General features: G+C 49.9%; 16 protein-coding genes. All 16 read left to right on the top strand.

The features are described from left to right. The 16 genes from ccmD to rfbA all read left to right on the top strand — a co-directional run bounded on the left by ccmD (position 1) and on the right by rfbA (position 16,969). On the top strand, positions 1–201 hold the full coding sequence (gene ccmD / locus WG68_RS03460; RefSeq protein ID WP_046556244.1) for a heme exporter protein CcmD: 201 nt from the start codon (positions 1–3) through the stop codon (positions 199–201). Next, the gene (gene ccmE, locus WG68_RS03455; protein ID WP_046556243.1) at positions 201–731 is read left to right on the top strand and encodes a cytochrome c maturation protein CcmE; all 531 of its coding nucleotides are present in this window, start codon (positions 201–203) and stop codon (positions 729–731) included. Before ccmD ends, ccmE begins: the two co-directional genes overlap by 1 nt. An 11-nt stretch (positions 732–742) precedes the next feature. Continuing rightward, positions 743–2,734, top strand: a complete 1,992-nt coding sequence (locus tag WG68_RS03450) for a heme lyase CcmF/NrfE family subunit (protein WP_046556242.1) — start codon at positions 743–745, stop codon at positions 2,732–2,734. Beyond that, positions 2,727–3,314, top strand: a complete 588-nt coding sequence (locus tag WG68_RS03445; protein ID WP_046556333.1) for a DsbE family thiol:disulfide interchange protein — start codon at positions 2,727–2,729, stop codon at positions 3,312–3,314. Before WG68_RS03450 ends, WG68_RS03445 begins: the two co-directional genes overlap by 8 nt. Further along, on the top strand, positions 3,311–3,784 hold the full coding sequence (locus WG68_RS03440) for a cytochrome c-type biogenesis protein (protein ID WP_046556241.1): 474 nt from the start codon (positions 3,311–3,313) through the stop codon (positions 3,782–3,784). Before WG68_RS03445 ends, WG68_RS03440 begins: the two co-directional genes overlap by 4 nt. Next, on the top strand, positions 3,781–4,986 hold the full coding sequence (gene ccmI, locus WG68_RS03435; protein ID WP_200897528.1) for a c-type cytochrome biogenesis protein CcmI: 1,206 nt from the start codon (positions 3,781–3,783) through the stop codon (positions 4,984–4,986). The genes WG68_RS03440 and ccmI overlap by 4 nt, the downstream gene beginning before the upstream one ends. A 1-nt stretch (position 4,987) precedes the next feature. Further along, positions 4,988–5,821: an MlaA family lipoprotein gene (locus WG68_RS03430; RefSeq protein WP_152663018.1), complete on the top strand. Its 834-nt coding sequence runs from the start codon at positions 4,988–4,990 to the stop codon at positions 5,819–5,821. Between the two features lie 93 nt (positions 5,822–5,914). Continuing rightward, complete coding sequence (gene wecB, locus WG68_RS03425; RefSeq protein ID WP_046556240.1) at positions 5,915–7,051, top strand: non-hydrolyzing UDP-N-acetylglucosamine 2-epimerase; 1,137 nt, start codon at positions 5,915–5,917, stop codon at positions 7,049–7,051. A gap of 108 nt (positions 7,052–7,159) precedes the next feature. Then, positions 7,160–8,182, top strand: a complete 1,023-nt coding sequence (locus tag WG68_RS03420; RefSeq protein ID WP_046556239.1) for an SDR family oxidoreductase — start codon at positions 7,160–7,162, stop codon at positions 8,180–8,182. Between the two features lie 19 nt (positions 8,183–8,201). Further along, a complete protein-coding gene (tviB, locus tag WG68_RS03415) occupies positions 8,202–9,479 on the top strand; it encodes a Vi polysaccharide biosynthesis UDP-N-acetylglucosamine C-6 dehydrogenase TviB (protein ID WP_046556238.1) in 1,278 nt (425 codons plus the stop codon). Positions 9,480–9,589: 110 nt separating this feature from the next. Beyond that, positions 9,590–10,165, top strand: a complete 576-nt coding sequence (gene rfbC / locus WG68_RS03410; protein ID WP_046556237.1) for a dTDP-4-dehydrorhamnose 3,5-epimerase — start codon at positions 9,590–9,592, stop codon at positions 10,163–10,165. Further along, positions 10,158–11,069: a dTDP-4-dehydrorhamnose reductase gene (gene rfbD / locus WG68_RS03405; protein WP_046556236.1), complete on the top strand. Its 912-nt coding sequence runs from the start codon at positions 10,158–10,160 to the stop codon at positions 11,067–11,069. Before rfbC ends, rfbD begins: the two co-directional genes overlap by 8 nt. A 256-nt stretch (positions 11,070–11,325) precedes the next feature. Then, positions 11,326–14,046, top strand: coding sequence for an SLBB domain-containing protein (locus WG68_RS03400; protein WP_235357660.1), 2,721 nt, complete (start codon positions 11,326–11,328; stop codon positions 14,044–14,046). A gap of 15 nt (positions 14,047–14,061) precedes the next feature. Continuing rightward, positions 14,062–15,027 (top strand): Wzz/FepE/Etk N-terminal domain-containing protein, encoded by a 966-nt coding sequence (locus WG68_RS03395; RefSeq protein ID WP_052748938.1) that lies wholly within the window; start codon positions 14,062–14,064, stop codon positions 15,025–15,027. After that, positions 15,024–16,094 carry a dTDP-glucose 4,6-dehydratase gene (rffG, locus tag WG68_RS03390; RefSeq protein ID WP_046556235.1) on the top strand — a complete coding sequence of 357 codons (1,071 nt, stop codon included), beginning with the start codon at positions 15,024–15,026 and terminating at the stop codon, positions 16,092–16,094. The genes WG68_RS03395 and rffG overlap by 4 nt, the downstream gene beginning before the upstream one ends. Next, positions 16,094–16,969 carry a glucose-1-phosphate thymidylyltransferase RfbA gene (rfbA, locus tag WG68_RS03385; protein ID WP_046556234.1) on the top strand — a complete coding sequence of 292 codons (876 nt, stop codon included), beginning with the start codon at positions 16,094–16,096 and terminating at the stop codon, positions 16,967–16,969. The genes rffG and rfbA overlap by 1 nt, the downstream gene beginning before the upstream one ends. The last annotated feature ends 1 nt before the right edge of the window (position 16,970 follow it).

Genomic DNA, 16,970 nt, shown 5'->3' with positions numbered 1-16,970 from the left:
ATGTATTTTCAGTCGTTTAGCGATTTTCTGGCCATGGGTGGCTATGGCTTTTTTGTCTGGTTATCATTTGGAGTGACCTATCTGCTGCTTTTGGGCCTGATTGCGGTCAGCGCATACCAGCAAAAGCAATTTAAACAGCAGCTTACCGCCAGCATTGCCCGTGAACAACGAGTTAAGCAGTATCAGGAGCAACAAGTCTAATGCAACCAAGACGCCAGAAACGCCTTTTTTCGATCTTACTGATTATCAGCCTGATTGCTGGTGCCGTTGGCGCCATGCTGTATGCATTACAGCAAAATATTGATTTATTTTACACCCCTACCCAGTTAGTAGAAGGCCTGGGCAAAGACAAAGTTAAGCCAGTAGTGGGCCAGCGCCTGCGCATTGGCGGCATGGTAGTGCCGGGCAGTGTCTCGCGGGACGCAGTAAGTTTAAAGGTGCGTTTTCAGCTGGTTGATATAGGGCCTACAGTCTGGGTGGAGTTTGAGGGCATATTGCCTGATTTATTCCGGGAAGGTCAGGGCATTGTTGCCCAGGGCACTTTACTGGCGCCCGATTTAATTCAGGCCAGCGAAGTGCTGGCCAAGCATGATGAGGAATATATGCCGGCTGAGGTGGCGGAAGCGATGAAAGGGATCCGCCATATACCGCCGTCACAGGCCAACTTCGCTTCTGGTGACAGTTCGTCTGGCAGCAGCTACAGCAAACCAACCGATAAACCAACGTATTAAGGGGCAGAGCAATGATAGCTGAATATGGCCAGCTGGCGCTGACCTTCGCCCTCGCACTGTCGGTGTTGTTGGCAGTCGTACCCTTGTATGGCAGTTTCAGTGGTAACCAGCGGGCCTTGTTGCAAGCTAAACCACTGGCAATAGGCCTGTTTATATTTTGTTTGCTGGCTAAACTGGCGCTGGTTCATGCCTTTTTAACCAGCGATTTCACCGTGATTAACGTAGCGACTAACTCCAGTTCTATTTTGCCCTGGTATTACCAAATTACCGCCAGCTTTGGCTCGCACGAGGGCTCAATGCTGCTTTGGATATTAATGCTGGCCGGCTGGACTGCATTGGTGGCGATATTTTCCAAAGGGTTACCGCTGCTAATGCAGGGGCGCATTCTGGGCGTATTGGGGCTGATTAACATTGGCTTTATTGCCTTCTCGTTATTTATGTCTAACCCCTTTGCCCGCAGCTTGCCATTTTATCCGGTAGAGGGCATGGACTTAAACCCATTACTGCAGGATTTTGGCATGATTATCCATCCGCCGCTGCTGTATATGGGCTATGTCGGCTTTGCCGTGTCGTTTGCCTTTGCCATCGCTGCACTGATTGGCGGTAAGTTTGACAGCACCTGGGCGCGTTGGGCCCGGCCCTGGACCCTGGCGGCCTGGCTGTTTTTAACTCTGGGAATTATGTTTGGCAGCTGGTGGGCTTATCACGAGTTAGGCTGGGGCGGATGGTGGTTCTGGGATCCGGTTGAAAATGCGTCGTTTCTGCCCTGGTTAGTGGGTACTGCCTTACTGCATAGCCTGGCAGTGACGGAAAAACGCGGCACCTTTAAATCGTGGACGGTATTGCTGGCGCTGGGCGCCTTTTCGTTAAGCCTGGTCGGAGCATTTTTAGTGCGCTCCGGCGTGTTGGTGTCGGTACATTCCTTTGCCGCCGACCCCGATCGCGGTATTTTCTTACTGGTGTTTTTGCTGCTGGTTATTGGTGGCTCGCTGGCGCTGTATGCCAGCCGGATGACCTCAGTACGCAGCCAGGCGCGTTATCAGCTGTTTTCGCGAGAAGTCATGCTGTGGGGCAATAACGTCTTTTTATTAACGGCCACTCTCGTGGTGTTTTTAGGTACCTTGTTTCCACTGTTTCATAAAGAGCTGGGGCTTGGCACTATCTCTATTGGCGAGCCGTTTTTTAACCAGATGTTCTATTACCTGACCATTCCGTTTGCCTTGTTGCTGGGGCTTGGCCCCTGGGTGCGTTGGAAACAGCAACCAGTAAAGCCGTTACTGGGACCGTTCAGCTTAATCGCGGTGGCCAGCCTGATCCTGGCAGTTGGCACCCTGGCCGCAATGCAAACGGTACAGGCCAATCTGGCGTTGCTGGGGCTGTTACTGGGGGCCTGGGTGGGGTTGTCTGCGCTGTACGAGCTGTACCAGCGGATGAGCCAGTTTGGCTCAGTCAGCAAAGGCGCCTTTAAACTGCACGCCAGTCATTACGGTATGACCATTGCCCATATTGGCTTTGCCGTGTTGGTGGTCGGTGTGGCGATGACCAAAACTTACAGCGTTGAGCGTGACGTGCGGATGCAAATTAACGACAGTATTTCGCTGGCGGGGTACAAGTTTACCTTGTTGGAGGTGTACCCGTTAACTGGCCCAAACTATGGTGGTGAAGCAGCAGAAATTACAGTGCATAACGATAAGGGGCAGTTGCTTACCCAGCTACATGCTGAGAAGCGCTTTTATACTATACAACGTACAGTGATGACTGAATCGGCCGTGCATGCCAGGTTAAGCCGCGACCTTTACGTGTCACTGGGCGAGGCGTTGCCGGGCGAGGCGTGGGCGCTGCGCTTATATGTTAAACCTTTTGTGCGCTGGATATGGCTCGGTGGCTTATTAATGGCACTGGGTGCGCTGGTGGCACTGCTTGATAAACGTTATAGGCGCAGCAATGCCGGCAGCGCCGGCCAAGCCGCAGCAACAGACAAAACCGGAGCTGCCAATGCGTAAAGTGCTGTTTTACCTGCCGTTGGTGTTGTTTCTTACCCTGGCATTGTTTTTGTTAAGTGGGTTATTTTCCAACCCGATGGAACGTGAGTCGGTTACCATTAATAGGGCATTGCCGGCCTTTAGTTTGCCCGATCTGATGCAGCCCGATCACCAGTGGCAACCTGAGCTGCTTCGTGGTGAAACCTTTTTGCTGAATGTCTGGGGCACCTGGTGCCCAACCTGTAATGCTGAGCTGAGCTATATGACAGAGCTCAGCCAGCAGGGTGTAAAAATTGTTGGTTTATATTATGTGTTACCTGCCGATCCAGTGCTGGGCGAACACTTCGATTTAGCTGAACTGCAAGCCGATGTGAGTAACAAATTACAACAGCATGGCAACCCGTATCAGTTTAATATTCTGGATGTTAAGCGCAGCCTGGCGTTAGATTTAGGGGTAAGCGGTGCCCCCGAAACCTTTATCATTGATAGCAACGGCATGGTGCGCTCGCATCATATTGGCGATATTAATCCGCAGGTATGGCGCAATAAACTGGCACCGGTTTACCAGCAATGGCGTCAGCAAGACGGAGCTAACCCATGAGAATGCTAAGCGGTTTGCTCGCACTGTTATTGCTAGCCTTGCCGGTGCAGGCCACGGAAGAGGTGCTGAGCTTTGACAATGAGACGCAGCGTCGTTTGTATTTACAGCTGACCGCCGAGCTGCGCTGTCCGCAGTGTCAGAATCAGAATATTGCGGATTCCAATGCCGTGGTATCAGTTGATATGCGCCAGAAAACCTACGACATGGTAATGCAGGGCAGCAGCCGGACCGAGGTGCTGGATTATATGGTGGACCGCTATGGTTACTTTGTACATTATCAGCCACCGCTTAACCGTTACACCTTGTTGTTGTGGCTGGCACCGCTGCTGATGTTGCTGGGTTTAGGCTGGCTGCAGTTTAAGCGCCGACGCATGCAGTTAAGCACTGATAGTAATGAGGCTGCTGAACCCGCTGCACAACTTGACGCTGAGCTGGATAAATTGATCGATCAATACCGGAGTAAAAAATGATGTTATGGCCGTTGTTGTTTGCCGCCCTGCTGATGCTGGCATTTAGCGCCATTATTATCAGCTGGCCGCGCCGGGCCAGTGCGGCCAATAACCAGACACCATTACAATTATTTGAAGAACGTTTGCAATTACTGGCGCTGGCACGTGATAGCGGTGAGCTGGCTGAGCAGGATTTTGCTGCTGCCGCAGCCGAGTTAAAGCAGCAGTTTAACCAGCAACAGCAGCAAACGGTGCGTTATCACCAACCCAAACGGCAACGGTTGTGGCATCTGGGCCTGGCGCTGGTTGTTTTGATCCTGGTGGCGTTAATCTACCGTTTTAACGGCCATTACAGCGAGTTGGCAGACTGGCAGCAAGCCAAAATTGATTTAACCAGTTACGGTGAACGCTCTTTGCTGGGGCAGGGCGAACCATTATCCGAACATGAAACCCGTTTATTCGCGCTGGCACTTCGCACTAAGCTGGCATCTGATGGTGATGATGCTATTGCCTGGATGCTGCTGGGGCGGATCTGGATGTCACTGGGCTTGATGGAAGATGCCATTGATGCTTTCGAAAAAGCACTGGCGCTCAGCCCCAACCGCATTCCGCTGCTGCTGAATTTTTCACAGGCGCTGATTGTGGTCGGGGGAGATGACAACCTGGCGCGTGCCGGGCGGGCCGTCGCCAGAGTGCTGCTGACAGAGCCTGAAAACCTGGATGCCTTGTCACTAATGGCACTGATAGCCCATGAAAAAGGCGATAACAGCGAAGCGATAAAAGCCTGGAGTCTGCTGGCTGAGCAGCTGGAACCAACCGACCCACGCTACCCGCTGGTACTGACAAAGCTAACCGAGCTGGGTGTGGATGGCAACGGCAGTCTGGGACGGCAAATCCGGGTCCATCTGACCGTCGACCCGGCACTGGCGGCGGCGAATCCGGATGCCAGCCTGTTCTTGTTTGCCAGGGCAATTGGTGGGTCTGGTCTGCCGTTAGCCGTGCAGCGGATCCCCTTACCCAGTGGCGAGGTGGAATTACAGCTAACAGAAAAAATGGCAATGCAAGCTGACTGGAATCTGAGTAACGCTGAGCAAGTAGTCGTGGTGGCCAGAATGTCACAGTCCGGCACTGTGGAGCAAATGCCAGGCGATGTGCAGGTAGAATCAGACGTACTTACCTTTACTGACATAAAACTCAGCGTCGCGCTGACTTTGGAACCCTGACATGGTCGTATTTAAACCCCAGCGCTGTTTGTTATCAAGCTTGTTGATCGCGGTACTGTTGCTGCTAACTGGCTGCGCCAGCAAGCCTGAACCCTGGCTGCAGGTCAGCCAGGACAACGACTATCGTGAGGCGGCAGAAGCCGCTACGGTACAGGCAGTGCCTTACGTCGACCCACGCGATCCGCTGGAACGAATTAACCGGCCATTATGGGATTTTAACTACGATGTGCTGGATAAATACCTGCTGCGACCTGCAACCGTCGGTTATATGACAGTGGTACCTAAACCCGCTCGTAAGGGCTTGATTAACGTGGTGGAAAACCTGAATGAGCCGGCCAGTTTTGTTAATGGTTTACTGCAAGGCAAACCTGGTAAAGCGGCGGTTAGCGCCGGGCGTTTTTTAGTGAATTCTACGGTAGGGGTATTGGGCTTGTTTGATGTCGCCACGCAAATTGGTTTGGCACAAGCTGATGAAGATTTTAACCAGACCCTGGCGGTATGGGGCGTCGGCGATGGTGCCTTTCTGATGATCCCGGCCAGAGGGCCAACCACAGTGCGCGGCACTGCAGGTGGCATTGTAGATGGTTTGTATTTTCCACTGGGCTTACTGAATACACCGCTAACCATTACCCGTTATGCTATTAATGCGTTGGATAGCCGTGAGCAATTAATGAACCTGGAGCAAATGCTGGACGATTCCCTTGACCCCTATGCCTTTATCAAAGAGTCTTACTTTCAGCGCCAGCAGTTCAAAATTTACGATGGCAATCCACCTAAGCCCGAGGAAGAGGAGTTAGATGATGATATGCTCGACTTCCTTGACGAATTTCAGTGAATAACTTAACTCTGCCGCCTTTTTAGCGTTATTGCTTTGTTTAAAAAGTAAACAGGGTCTGAAAAGGGGGCGGAGTACTTTAAAAGGACTTTTATGATTAAAGTACTCAGCGTATTTGGTACCCGGCCCGAGGCCATTAAAATGGCGCCGCTGGTCAATTTACTAAAAGCCGACAGCACAATAGACAGCCGGGTATGTGTTACCGGCCAACATCGCGAGATGCTGGATCAGGTGCTTAGCCTGTTTGCCATAGAACCGGAATATGATCTGGCGATTATGAAAGCCGGCCAGGACTTGTATGACGTTACCACCAGCATTTTACTGAAAATTAAGCCGGTATTGCGTGATTTTCAGCCCGACATTGTGCTGGTGCACGGTGATACCAGTACTACTTTTGCTGCGGCGCTGGCCTGTTACTATGAAAAAATTGCGGTGGGCCATGTCGAAGCAGGGCTTAGAACCGGCAATATATACAGCCCCTGGCCGGAAGAAGCAAACCGCAAATTAACCGGTGCTCTGACGCGCTTACATTTTGCGCCTACTGCAACCTCTGCCGCTAATTTACGGGCCGAAAACGTTGCTGCTGCCAGCATTATCGTTACCGGTAACACGGTAATCGATGCCTTGTTGCAGGTTGTCAGCAAAATTGGCCAGGATGACAAGCTAAACCGCGCCTTTGCCAGCCAGTTTCCTTATGGCCAGCATGGCCGGCGTTTAATTCTGGTTACCGGCCACCGCCGCGAAAGTTTTGGCGATGGTTTTGAGCAAATTTGTGCGGCCCTGGCTGATTTGGCCAAAACCTTCCCGGATTGCGATATTGTTTATCCGGTGCATTTAAATCCTAATGTGCGCGAACCAGTTTACCGGCTATTAAGTGATGTCAGTAATGTGCATCTTATTCCGCCACAAGATTACCTGCCATTTGTCTATTTAATGAGTAATGCCACCATCGTATTAACTGACTCAGGTGGCATCCAGGAAGAAGCGCCATCGCTTGGCAAACCGGTGCTGGTAATGCGCGATACCACAGAGCGGCCTGAAGCTGTCACTGCCGGTACGGTAAAACTGGTGGGGACTGATCGGCAGAAAATTGTGGAGCAGGTTAGCCGGTTACTGACCGATAACGATTATTATCAAAGCATGAGTTTTGCTCATAACCCCTATGGTGATGGCCAGGCGTGCCAGCGTATTGTTGCGGCAATTAAGCAGCAGCTGGCGCTAAATTCATAGCTATAAGCAGCGATCTGCCTGACTAAACAGTAGTTTAAAACCGCTTGGTAGCCATGGTATGATAAAGTCGCTTTCAGGTTAAGAAACAAGTGTTCAAATGGAGATAAAATGGATTTTGGCAAAGTTATCAGCGACTTTGATACTGGTAATGCAACGCAGCATTGGCTGGTTACCGGTTGTGCCGGTTTTATCGGTTCGAATTTATTACAGGCGCTTTTAAGCGCTAACCAGCGCGTTACCGGCTTAGATAATTTTGCTACCGGCCACCAACGCAATCTGGATGAAGTGCAACGCCTGGTCAGCCCAGAGCAATGGCAAGGTTTTCACTTTATTAAAGGCGATATCCGCAATCCGGCAGATTGCCAGCAAGCCGTTAGCGGCGTTGACTATGTGCTGCATCAGGCTGCATTGGGGTCAGTACCGCGCTCACTGGCTGATCCGGTTACCACTAACGAAGTAAACATTGACGGTTTTCTGAATATGTTGGTTGCTGCCCGCGATGAGGGGGTAAAGCGTTTTGTTTATGCTGCTTCCAGTTCAACTTATGGTGACCATCCGGCGCTGCCCAAGGTAGAGGCCAATATTGGCAAACCCCTTTCGCCCTATGCCATCACCAAATATGTCAACGAGCTGTATGCCGATGTTTTCAGCCGCAGCTATGGTTTTCATAGCGTGGGTTTGCGGTATTTCAATGTGTTCGGGCCACGGCAGGATCCAAATGGCGCTTATGCGGCAGTTATACCAAAATGGACCGCTGCGATGATTGCCGGCGATAAAGTGGTGATCAACGGCGACGGTGAAACCAGCCGTGATTTTTGCTTTGTCGACAATGCCGTGCAGGCGAACCTGCGTGCTGCCTTAGCTAATATTGAGCAAAGTGAAGTTTTTAACGTAGCTGTTGGTGACAGAACCACCCTGAATGAGCTGTTCAGCGCGATTCAAAACGCGCTGGCCAGCAATGGTGTTGCTTACCCGCACTGCCCGCAGTATGTCGATTTCCGGGCCGGGGATGTACGCCATTCACAGGCTGATGTCAGCAAAGCAAGGCTGATGCTGGGGTATTTGCCCAGCCACACTATTAACGAAGGTTTAGCGGTCGCTATGCCCTGGTACATTGCCCAACCAGCATAATTATGGCAAAAGGAATGATATGACAGCGTTAACAGAAGCAAAACTGGCCATTATTGGTCTGGGGTATGTCGGCCTGCCGCTGGCGGTAGAGTTCGGTAAACATTATCAGACCCTGGGCTTTGATATTAATCAGGCGCGGGTAGCCGAACTGCAGAACGGCAGCGACCATACGCTTGAAGTCAGCAGTGAAGAGCTGGCCAGTGCCAGTCAACTGCAATTCAGTCATCAGCTGGACGATTTAAAAAGTGCCAATATTTATATTGTGACGGTACCCACGCCGATAGACGAACATCGCCGGCCGGACTTAACGCCGTTAATCAAGGCCTCAGAAACCCTGGGCAAAGTCATCAGCCCCGGCGATATTGTGATATATGAGTCAACGGTATACCCCGGTGCCACCGAAGAAGATTGCATACCGGTGATCGAGCGGGTCAGTGGCCTGCAATACAATATCGACTTTTATGCCGGCTACAGCCCGGAGCGGATTAACCCGGGCGATAAAGAGCACCGGGTTACCACCATTAAAAAAGTGACATCAGGTTCAACGCCTGCCATCGCCGCCACGGTTGATGCGTTATACGCCAGTATCATTACCGCCGGTACCTATAAAGCCAGCAGTATCCGGGTAGCTGAAGCGGCCAAGGTGATTGAAAACACCCAGCGTGACTTAAATATTGCGCTGATTAATGAGTTGGCGGTTATTTTTAATAAACTGGGCATCGACACCGAAGAGGTATTACTGGCCGCGGGCACCAAGTGGAACTTTTTACCATTTCGGCCCGGTTTAGTGGGTGGACATTGTATCGGGGTTGATCCTTACTACTTAACCCATAAAGCCCAGTCGATAGGTTACCATCCGGAAGTGATTCTGGCCGGCCGGCGGATTAACGACAGCATGGGCCGTTATGTGGTCAGTGAACTGGTAAAAGCCATGGTGAAAAAGCGCATCCAGGTTGCGGGTGCCAAAGTGTTACTGATGGGCCTGACCTTTAAAGAAAACTGTCCTGACATTCGCAATACCAAAGTAATTGATATTGTCAATGAGTTAAAAGAATACGGCGTAAGCCCGGACGTATACGACCCCTGGGTGGATGCCAGCCAGGCCGAGCACGAGTATGGCATTACGCCAATCAAGTCGCCGCAGCCAGGCAGTTACGATGCCATTATCCTGGCGGTAGCGCATCAGCAATTCCGGGAGATGGGCGCGGTGGGTATCAAAGCCCTGGCTAAGCCCGCACATATTCTGTACGACCTGAAATACCTGCTTAGTGCCGATGAAGCAGATTTAAGGCTGTAATTCAGCCGAACAAAAAAGGGCCAGGGTGACGTTAAAAATCACACTGGCCCTTTTTCGTTTGCTGCGTGTTAGCGTAAGATAGGCAGGGTGAACATCATTAACGGCACACTATGAAAATCAGCAAACTGGCGTTACCGGGTGCTGTGCTGCTGGAGCTGGAAGCACATACCGATCAGCGCGGCTACTTTGCCGAAACTTATCATCAACAGCAGCTGGACAACGCACTGGGTTACCGTGTGCGCTTTGTCCAGGATAATGAAGCCTTATCACAATTTGGCGTATTACGCGGCCTGCATTATCAAAAGCCGCCCTGTGCCCAGGCAAAACTGGTGCGGGTAGTGCAAGGCTCAGTGCTGGATATTATTGTTGATATTCGCTTCGGCAGCCCGACTTTTGGTCAACATGTTACAACTGAATTATCTGCCAATTCAGCCAGGCAACTTTTTGTACCGCGTGGCTTTGCTCATGGCTATATCACCTTAAGTGAGCAGGCTCTGGTGCAGTACAAGGTTGATAATTATTACAGCCCGGTTGATGATTGCGGTCTGCATTATGCTGACCCGGCCCTGGCTATTAACTGGCTTCTGGCACCAGCACAACTGCGACTATCTGCCAAAGATTTATCTCAGCCAATGCTAAGCGAGCTAGCTGCACATTTTCAATATATTGCCGATTTAAATGTCTGAGCCTATTCTGGTGCTCGGTGCTTCGGGGCAATTAGGGCAGGCCCTGCAAACTGAAGCCATGGCTTTGCCCATGATGCAGCGCCAGCGCTTTAGCTTTATACCGCGTGCTGCACTGGATGTTACTGACCAGACAGCATTAGGGCGCTGCCTGCGGCAGCATGATCCGGCTATCATTATTAACGCCTGTGGCTATACCGCTGTTGAGCAGGCCGAGCAGCACCCTGCACAGGCATATCAGGTTAACCAGCAGTTAGTGACTGTGCTCAGTCACTATGCTAAAGCCACTGGCGCAGCACTGCTGCATTTTAGTACCGACTATGTTTTTAATGGTGTTAAGCAGCAGCCCTATACTGAAACAGATAGTACGGCACCGCTTAATCACTATGGTAAAAGTAAACTGGCAGGCGAGCAGGCGATGCTCAGTATTGCGCCCGCTGGGTTAATTCTGCGTACCAGTTGGCTGTACAGTGAATTTGGTCATAATTTTGTGCGTAGTATCTGGCAAAAAATCCAACGGGGCGAGCCGTTAAAAGTGGTGGTTGATCAAATTGGCAGCCCTACTTATGCCAGAGAGCTGGCAGCATTGTGTATTCGGCTGGTTACGGCAGAACGCTTTGCTAGCCGTTTTGCAACCACGCAGTTGCTGCATTGTGCAGGGCAGGGCTTTTGCAGCTGGTATCAGCTGACACAGGAAATGCTAAAGCATAGCATCAGACAGATTAACCTTAGCGCGGTTAGCAGCCAGCAATGGCCTTCAAATGTTGTACGCCCGGCATATAGCGCCTTGAGTAGTCAGCAGTTACAGCAGCAGTTAGGTTTCAGTTTGCCACCATGGCAACAAAGCCTGGCAAATTGCCTGCAGCAAATAAAGGCAGTGCACAACGTAAAGGGTCACAGTGAATAATATATTGAGTGTGAAACTGATTTGTAAAGTGGTTGCCAGTCATTACAGTGGTTTAGGCGAAGTGCTTTTGGCTGTGTGCAAAAAAAGAAAAGGGGCTGGGTCGCTGTCTTAAACAAAAAATTCTGTTAGTATTTGCCGCCTGAATGCAGCTGAAACAGGCTGGTAGCATGGAATTGGCTGCCAAGGCATAAGCAATTTGCCGCGGTAAATTACATCATTTTAAAGTAATAAAAAACCTTAGAACGGGAGTTTACGGGTGTATAAAGTAACTAAAACCCTCTTAGTTTGCTTGTTAATGGCCTTGCCAATTGGCAATGTGACAGCAGCAACACCTTCCCCTGCTATGCTGGAGCAGTTTAAAAAGCTGCCACGGGCTGAGCAAGAGCGGCTGGCCCGCCAGTATGGCTATCAGCTGCCTACGTCAGCGGGTAATAGCGCCACTGCCGATATGCCGCAGGAAGTAGAGCGGTTACAACAACCCGGCAAGTTGCGCGAACAAACTGAACGGTTTAAAGATAAACCACAGCAAGTTGAACGTTTTGGTTTAAAGTTGTTTGATGCTGAGATTAGTACCTTTGCACCCGTTAGTAACCAACCGGTACCTGATAGTTACATATTAGGTGCCGATGATCAGCTGTTGCTGCAGCTTTTCGGCAAGCAAAACGACACCTTTACCCTGGTAGTGGCCCGCGATGGCAATGTAAATCTGCCTGATATCGGCCCTGTTAGTGTAGCTGGTCTTACGTTTAACAAAGCCAACGAGTTAATTGTAGAGCGTATTCGCAGTGCCAATATTGGCTTAAATGCCGCGGTCAGTATGGGGCAACTCCGTACCATCAATATTTTTGTCGCTGGTGAAGCCAAGTATCCTGGTGTCTATGCTGTGTCAGCATTAACCTCGGTTACGCAGGCATTATTTGTTGCCGGTGGTGTTTCGGATATTGGTAGCCTGCGCGAAATTGAAGTTAAGCGTGCAGGTAAAACCGTCGCACAGTTTGACCTGTACGATTTACTGCTGCGTGGAGACAGCCGTAACGATGTACACCTTAAACACGGTGATGTGTTGTTTATCCCGCCGGTTAAGGCGCTGGCTGAAGTGCGCGGCGAAGTAAAGCGCCCGGCAATTTATGAAGTAAAACCGAACGATACCCTGGCAAATCTGCTGTCGATGGCCGGTGGTGCCAAAGCCAATGGTTATATTTCTGCGGCAGTACTGGAGCGTTTTAACGAAAGTCGCTTGCGTGATTTTCGCAATATTGATCTGACCAAAGTTGCTGATAGCTCGTTATCAGCAAAAGCAGGTGATGTGCTGCGAATTGCCGCCAGCTCGCAGCGGGTTGAAAACCAGCTGGTACTGGCCGGTGCGGTAGCAAGGCCTGGTTTTTACGCCTGGCGCGAAGGCTATAAGGTGACAGATATTGTCCGTTCGTTGTGGTCAGACTTACTACTCAGTGCCGATTTACACTACGCTATTATTGTGCGGCAAATTAACAGTGCCGGCGATATTGACGTTATTCAGTTTAATCTGGCAGAGGCGCTGGATAACCCCAGCAGCCAACATAATATTGTGTTAAAGCCGCGCGACAGCATAATGGTGTTTCACCATGGTGACCAATTTTACCAGCGCGAAAAACTAAACCAACATGTGCGCGAGACCATTCTTGAAAAGCTAGAGTGGCCACCTGAGCAGCGCTGGCTGATTGGCGATCTGGCCAGTAGCGCCTTTGCAAAGCTGCAGGAAACAGAGCCTGAGCCTGCAGTTCAGCAGCCACGTGAGGAAGATGAACCGGTGCTGTTTATGACAGAACCTGAGCGCCAGGCCCTGTTGCAGTCTACCTTGCAAGGCATATTAGAGTCGCTGTTAACGGATAACGAAGCATTGCAATTAAGTGTCCATTTTAACCGCCAGGAACTGCTCTACCCTGTTTTGCAAAAGTTGCGACAGCAAGCACGCATAAATGATAATTTGCGAATTGTGACTATCGGTGGCGATGTTAAAGTGCCGGGCGAATATCCTCTCGCTGCAAATAGCCGGGTAACTGACTTAATCGCGGCGGCTGGCGGTTTAAACGACTCAGCCTATTTTAACCGGGCTGAGCTTAGCCGTTCCAGCAGTGGCAATGCCGAACTTAACGGGGTAAGTATAAATCATCAGGCAATCGATCTGGCGGCGGTGTTCGGTGGCGAAGCTGAAAACATTGCCTTGCAAAGCCGTGACCGTTTAAATATTTTTGCTACACCAGATTGGACAACGAATCGGGAAGTGATTCTGGCCGGTGAAGTGCGCTTTCCCGGCATTTATAAAATGCGTCAAGGAGAGCGCCTGTCAGACGTTATTCAGCGTGCAGGTGGCTTAACCGACAATGCTTTCGCTTTTGGTGCTATCTTTACCCGAAAACAAATACAGGAAAAAGAAGCAACGCAAGTTGCAAAACTACTTGAGCAGCTAAAGTCAGATATTGCCACCCGTGCGCTATCAAGTGAGCAAGCGCAGGCTTCGCCGCAAGATAGTATGTTTATGCTGAACGAGTTAGCGAAAATTAAACCTGTTGGCCGTCTGGTGATTAATCTGGAGCAAATTGTCGCGCAAAACCCCCTATACGACATGGTGGTTGAAAACGGTGATATGTTGCACGTACCCCGTTACAACCGGGCAATTACCGTGGTAGGTGAAGTGCAACATGCCGGTAGTCACCGGTATGACGGCAGTTTAGATGTGCGAGATTATTTAAATCTGGCCGGCGGTTTCCGTAAACGTGCGGATAACGAACGTGTTTATATTGTGCGGGCAGATGGCTCTGTTGCGCTACCCAGCACCAGTCGTTTTAGTCTGCGGCGCAGTACCCTGGTTCAGCCAGGCGATACCATTGTAGTGCCGGTAGACACTGAATATAAAGATAGCCTGACATTGTGGGGCCAGGTTACCCAAATCTTCTATCAGTCTGCTATCGCCTTAGCCGCGTTAAACAGTTTTTAACATGACGGAATAACGATGAGTACTGAGTTAATAACACCTGAGCATATGGCAGACACAAAAAGTGCTGACAGAGACAGTAGCGATGAAATCGGTCTGCATGAGCTTTTTTCCGAGATCTGGCGGGTTAAATTCTGGTTGGCGGGGGCATCGTTTATTGTGGCTGTGGCTATGGCTATCTATAGCCTGACCTTGCCAAATATTTATCGCTCAGAGGCGCTGGTTACTCCGGTGTCTGAGGGGGCTGGCGGTAAATTATCCAGTTTAGCAGGGCAGTTTGGCGGCATCGCCTCACTGGCCGGCATCAACCTTGGCAGTAAAGAGAGCAATAAAACCAATATAGCCTTGGAAAAACTTAAGTCGCGGGAATTTTTCTTTGGTTTTGCGCAAAAACATAGTGTGTTAGTGCCATTAATGGCGGCAAAGTCCTGGGACCCGCAAACCAACCAGTTTATTGTCGATAACAAGGCATATGACGAAAAGTCGCAGCAATGGGTAAGAAAAGTCAGGGCGCCACGACAGGCGCAGCCCAGCTTGCTTGAGGCACATAAAGTATTTCTCGATAACCTTACGGTTAATCAGGATAAAGCCAGCGGCATGATTAAAATCAGCTTCGACCATGTATCGCCGATGATTGCGCGTAACTGGGTAACTGCTTTAATTGCTGATATTAATGATGAAATGCGCCAGGCTGATATAAAAGAAGCGCAATCCAGTATTGCATACCTCGAACAACAAATTGCCCAAACCAAAATAAGTGAAATTCAAACAGTACTGTATCAACTGATTGAAGAGCAAACCAAAACGCTGATGCTAACCAATGTTAAGCCTGAGTATATATTTGAAACGATAGACTCTGCCGTAGTGCCAGAATTAAAGCTTAAACCTGGCCGGGCATTAATGGTAATAGGTGCGGCCTTATTAACCGGTATTTTGGGTGTGGGTATTGTGTTGATCCGTTTGGTTATGAAGAAAGAACAATGAAAGTACTGATTACCGGTGGTGCTGGCTTTATTGGCTCAGCAGTTGTCCGTTATATTATTAATAATACGCCATCATCAGTCGTTAATGTCGACAAGCTTACCTATGCCGGTAACCCTGATTCGTTAATATCAGTGGCACAGCATTCTCGCTATGTGTTTGAGCTGGTTGATATTTGCAATCGCTCTGAGCTGGAGCGTGTTTTTAGCCAGCACCAGCCCGATGTAGTCATGCACCTGGCGGCCGAAAGCCACGTTGACCGCTCAATTGATGGCCCGGCCGCCTTTATTGAAACCAATATAGTGGGTACTTACACTCTGCTGGAAGTGGCGCGCAGCTATTGGCAGGGGTTAACCGCTGATCGCAAAGCGGCGTTTCGTTTTCATCATATTTCCACTGATGAAGTATTTGGCGATTTGCATGGCACCGACGACTTATTCACTGAAAGCACCCCCTATGCGCCCAGCAGCCCATACTCTGCCAGTAAGGCCAGTTCAGATCACTTAGTGCGGGCCTGGCATCGTACCTATGGTTTACCGGTGCTGGTAACCAATTGCTCAAATAACTATGGCCCCTATCATTTTCCGGAAAAACTGATTCCGCTGATGATATTAAATGCATTGGCCGGTAAGCCGTTGCCGGTATATGGCAAAGGCAACCAAATTCGTGACTGGCTGTACGTGGACGACCACGCTCATGCCCTGTTTAAAGTGGTTACCGAAGGTAAGGTGGGCGAAACCTACAATATAGGTGGCCATAACGAAAAACAAAACATCGAAGTGGTACATACTCTCTGTGCGCTGCTGGAAGAGTTAGCGCCAGCAAAGCCTGCTGGCGTAGCACATTACAAAGACTTAATTACCTACGTAACCGACCGGCCAGGCCATGATTTACGCTACGCCATCGACGCCAGTAAAATTGAACGTGAACTGGGCTGGCAACCGCAAGAAACCTTTGACAGCGGCCTGCGAAAAACGGTGCAGTGGTTTTTAGCCAATAAAGGCTGGTGGCAGGCGGTGCTGGATGGCAGTTATGCCCTGCAGCGTTTAGGGCAGGGGAGCTCAGATTAATGAAAGGTATTATACTTGCTGGTGGTTCAGGCACACGCTTGTACCCAATAACCCGCGGCGTGTCCAAGCAGCTACTGCCGGTTTACGATAAACCGATGATTTACTATCCGCTGTCGGTACTAATGCTGGCGGGTATTCGCGATATTTTAATTATTACCACCCCTGAAGATCAGGCTGCCTTTCAGCGTTTACTGGGCGACGGTAGCGATTTTGGTATTAACCTTAGTTTTGCCATACAACAAAGCCCGGACGGCCTGGCGCAGGCATTTATTATTGGCGAACACTTTATTGGTAACGACAGTGTGTGTTTGGTACTGGGCGATAATATTTTTTATGGCCCTGGTTTTAGCCCAAAATTAAAGCAAGCTGTCTCACGAAAGCAAGGTGCTACGGTGTTTGCTTATCAGGTTAAAGATCCAGAGCGCTTTGGTGTCGTTGAATTTAATGAACAGCAAAAAGCCCTGTCAATTGAGGAGAAACCTCAGTTCCCTAAATCAAATTGTGCGGTTACCGGTTTATATTTTTATGATAATAGCGTTATTGAAATTGCTAAAAATATTAAGCCCTCCGAGCGCGGTGAACTAGAGATTACCTGTGTTAATCGCGAGTATTTGCTGCAGGATAAACTGCATGTAGAGGTGTTGGGCCGCGGTTTTGCCTGGTTAGACACCGGTACCTATGACAGTTTGATAGAAGCGGGAACATTCGTTCAGACCATTGAATATCGGCAAGGTTACAAAATTGCCGTGCTGGAAGAGATAGCTTTTTATAACAAGTGGTTATCTAAAGAGCAGTTGCTGGCGGCGGGTGCGGCATTATCAAAGAACTCTTATGGCGAGTATCTTATTCAAATAGCCAACGAACATCGGGGCTGAG

The sequence above is a fragment of the Arsukibacterium ikkense genome, from assembly GCF_000987775.1.
GTDB classification, from domain to species: domain Bacteria; phylum Pseudomonadota; class Gammaproteobacteria; order Enterobacterales; family Alteromonadaceae; genus Alishewanella; species Alishewanella ikkense.
This window is presented reverse-complemented; position numbering and strand designations above follow the sequence as displayed.

Bases quoted from the DNA above. Each gene is read 5' to 3' on its own strand.
- ccmD (WP_046556244.1), top strand. From the start codon at position 1: ATGTATTTTCAGTCGTTTAGCGATTTTCTGGCCATGGGTGGCTATGGC.
- ccmE (WP_046556243.1), top strand. From the start codon at position 201: ATGCAACCAAGACGCCAGAAACGCCTTTTTTCGATCTTACTGATTATC.
- WG68_RS03450 (WP_046556242.1), top strand. From the start codon at position 743: ATGATAGCTGAATATGGCCAGCTGGCGCTGACCTTCGCCCTCGCACTG.
- WG68_RS03445 (WP_046556333.1), top strand. From the start codon at position 2,727: ATGCGTAAAGTGCTGTTTTACCTGCCGTTGGTGTTGTTTCTTACCCTG.
- WG68_RS03440 (WP_046556241.1), top strand. From the start codon at position 3,311: ATGAGAATGCTAAGCGGTTTGCTCGCACTGTTATTGCTAGCCTTGCCG.
- ccmI (WP_200897528.1), top strand. From the start codon at position 3,781: ATGATGTTATGGCCGTTGTTGTTTGCCGCCCTGCTGATGCTGGCATTT.
- WG68_RS03430 (WP_152663018.1), top strand. From the start codon at position 4,988: ATGGTCGTATTTAAACCCCAGCGCTGTTTGTTATCAAGCTTGTTGATC.
- wecB (WP_046556240.1), top strand. From the start codon at position 5,915: ATGATTAAAGTACTCAGCGTATTTGGTACCCGGCCCGAGGCCATTAAA.
- WG68_RS03420 (WP_046556239.1), top strand. From the start codon at position 7,160: ATGGATTTTGGCAAAGTTATCAGCGACTTTGATACTGGTAATGCAACG.
- tviB (WP_046556238.1), top strand. From the start codon at position 8,202: ATGACAGCGTTAACAGAAGCAAAACTGGCCATTATTGGTCTGGGGTAT.
- rfbC (WP_046556237.1), top strand. From the start codon at position 9,590: ATGAAAATCAGCAAACTGGCGTTACCGGGTGCTGTGCTGCTGGAGCTG.
- rfbD (WP_046556236.1), top strand. From the start codon at position 10,158: ATGTCTGAGCCTATTCTGGTGCTCGGTGCTTCGGGGCAATTAGGGCAG.
- WG68_RS03395 (WP_052748938.1), top strand. From the start codon at position 14,062: ATGAGTACTGAGTTAATAACACCTGAGCATATGGCAGACACAAAAAGT.
- rffG (WP_046556235.1), top strand. From the start codon at position 15,024: ATGAAAGTACTGATTACCGGTGGTGCTGGCTTTATTGGCTCAGCAGTT.
- rfbA (WP_046556234.1), top strand. From the start codon at position 16,094: ATGAAAGGTATTATACTTGCTGGTGGTTCAGGCACACGCTTGTACCCA.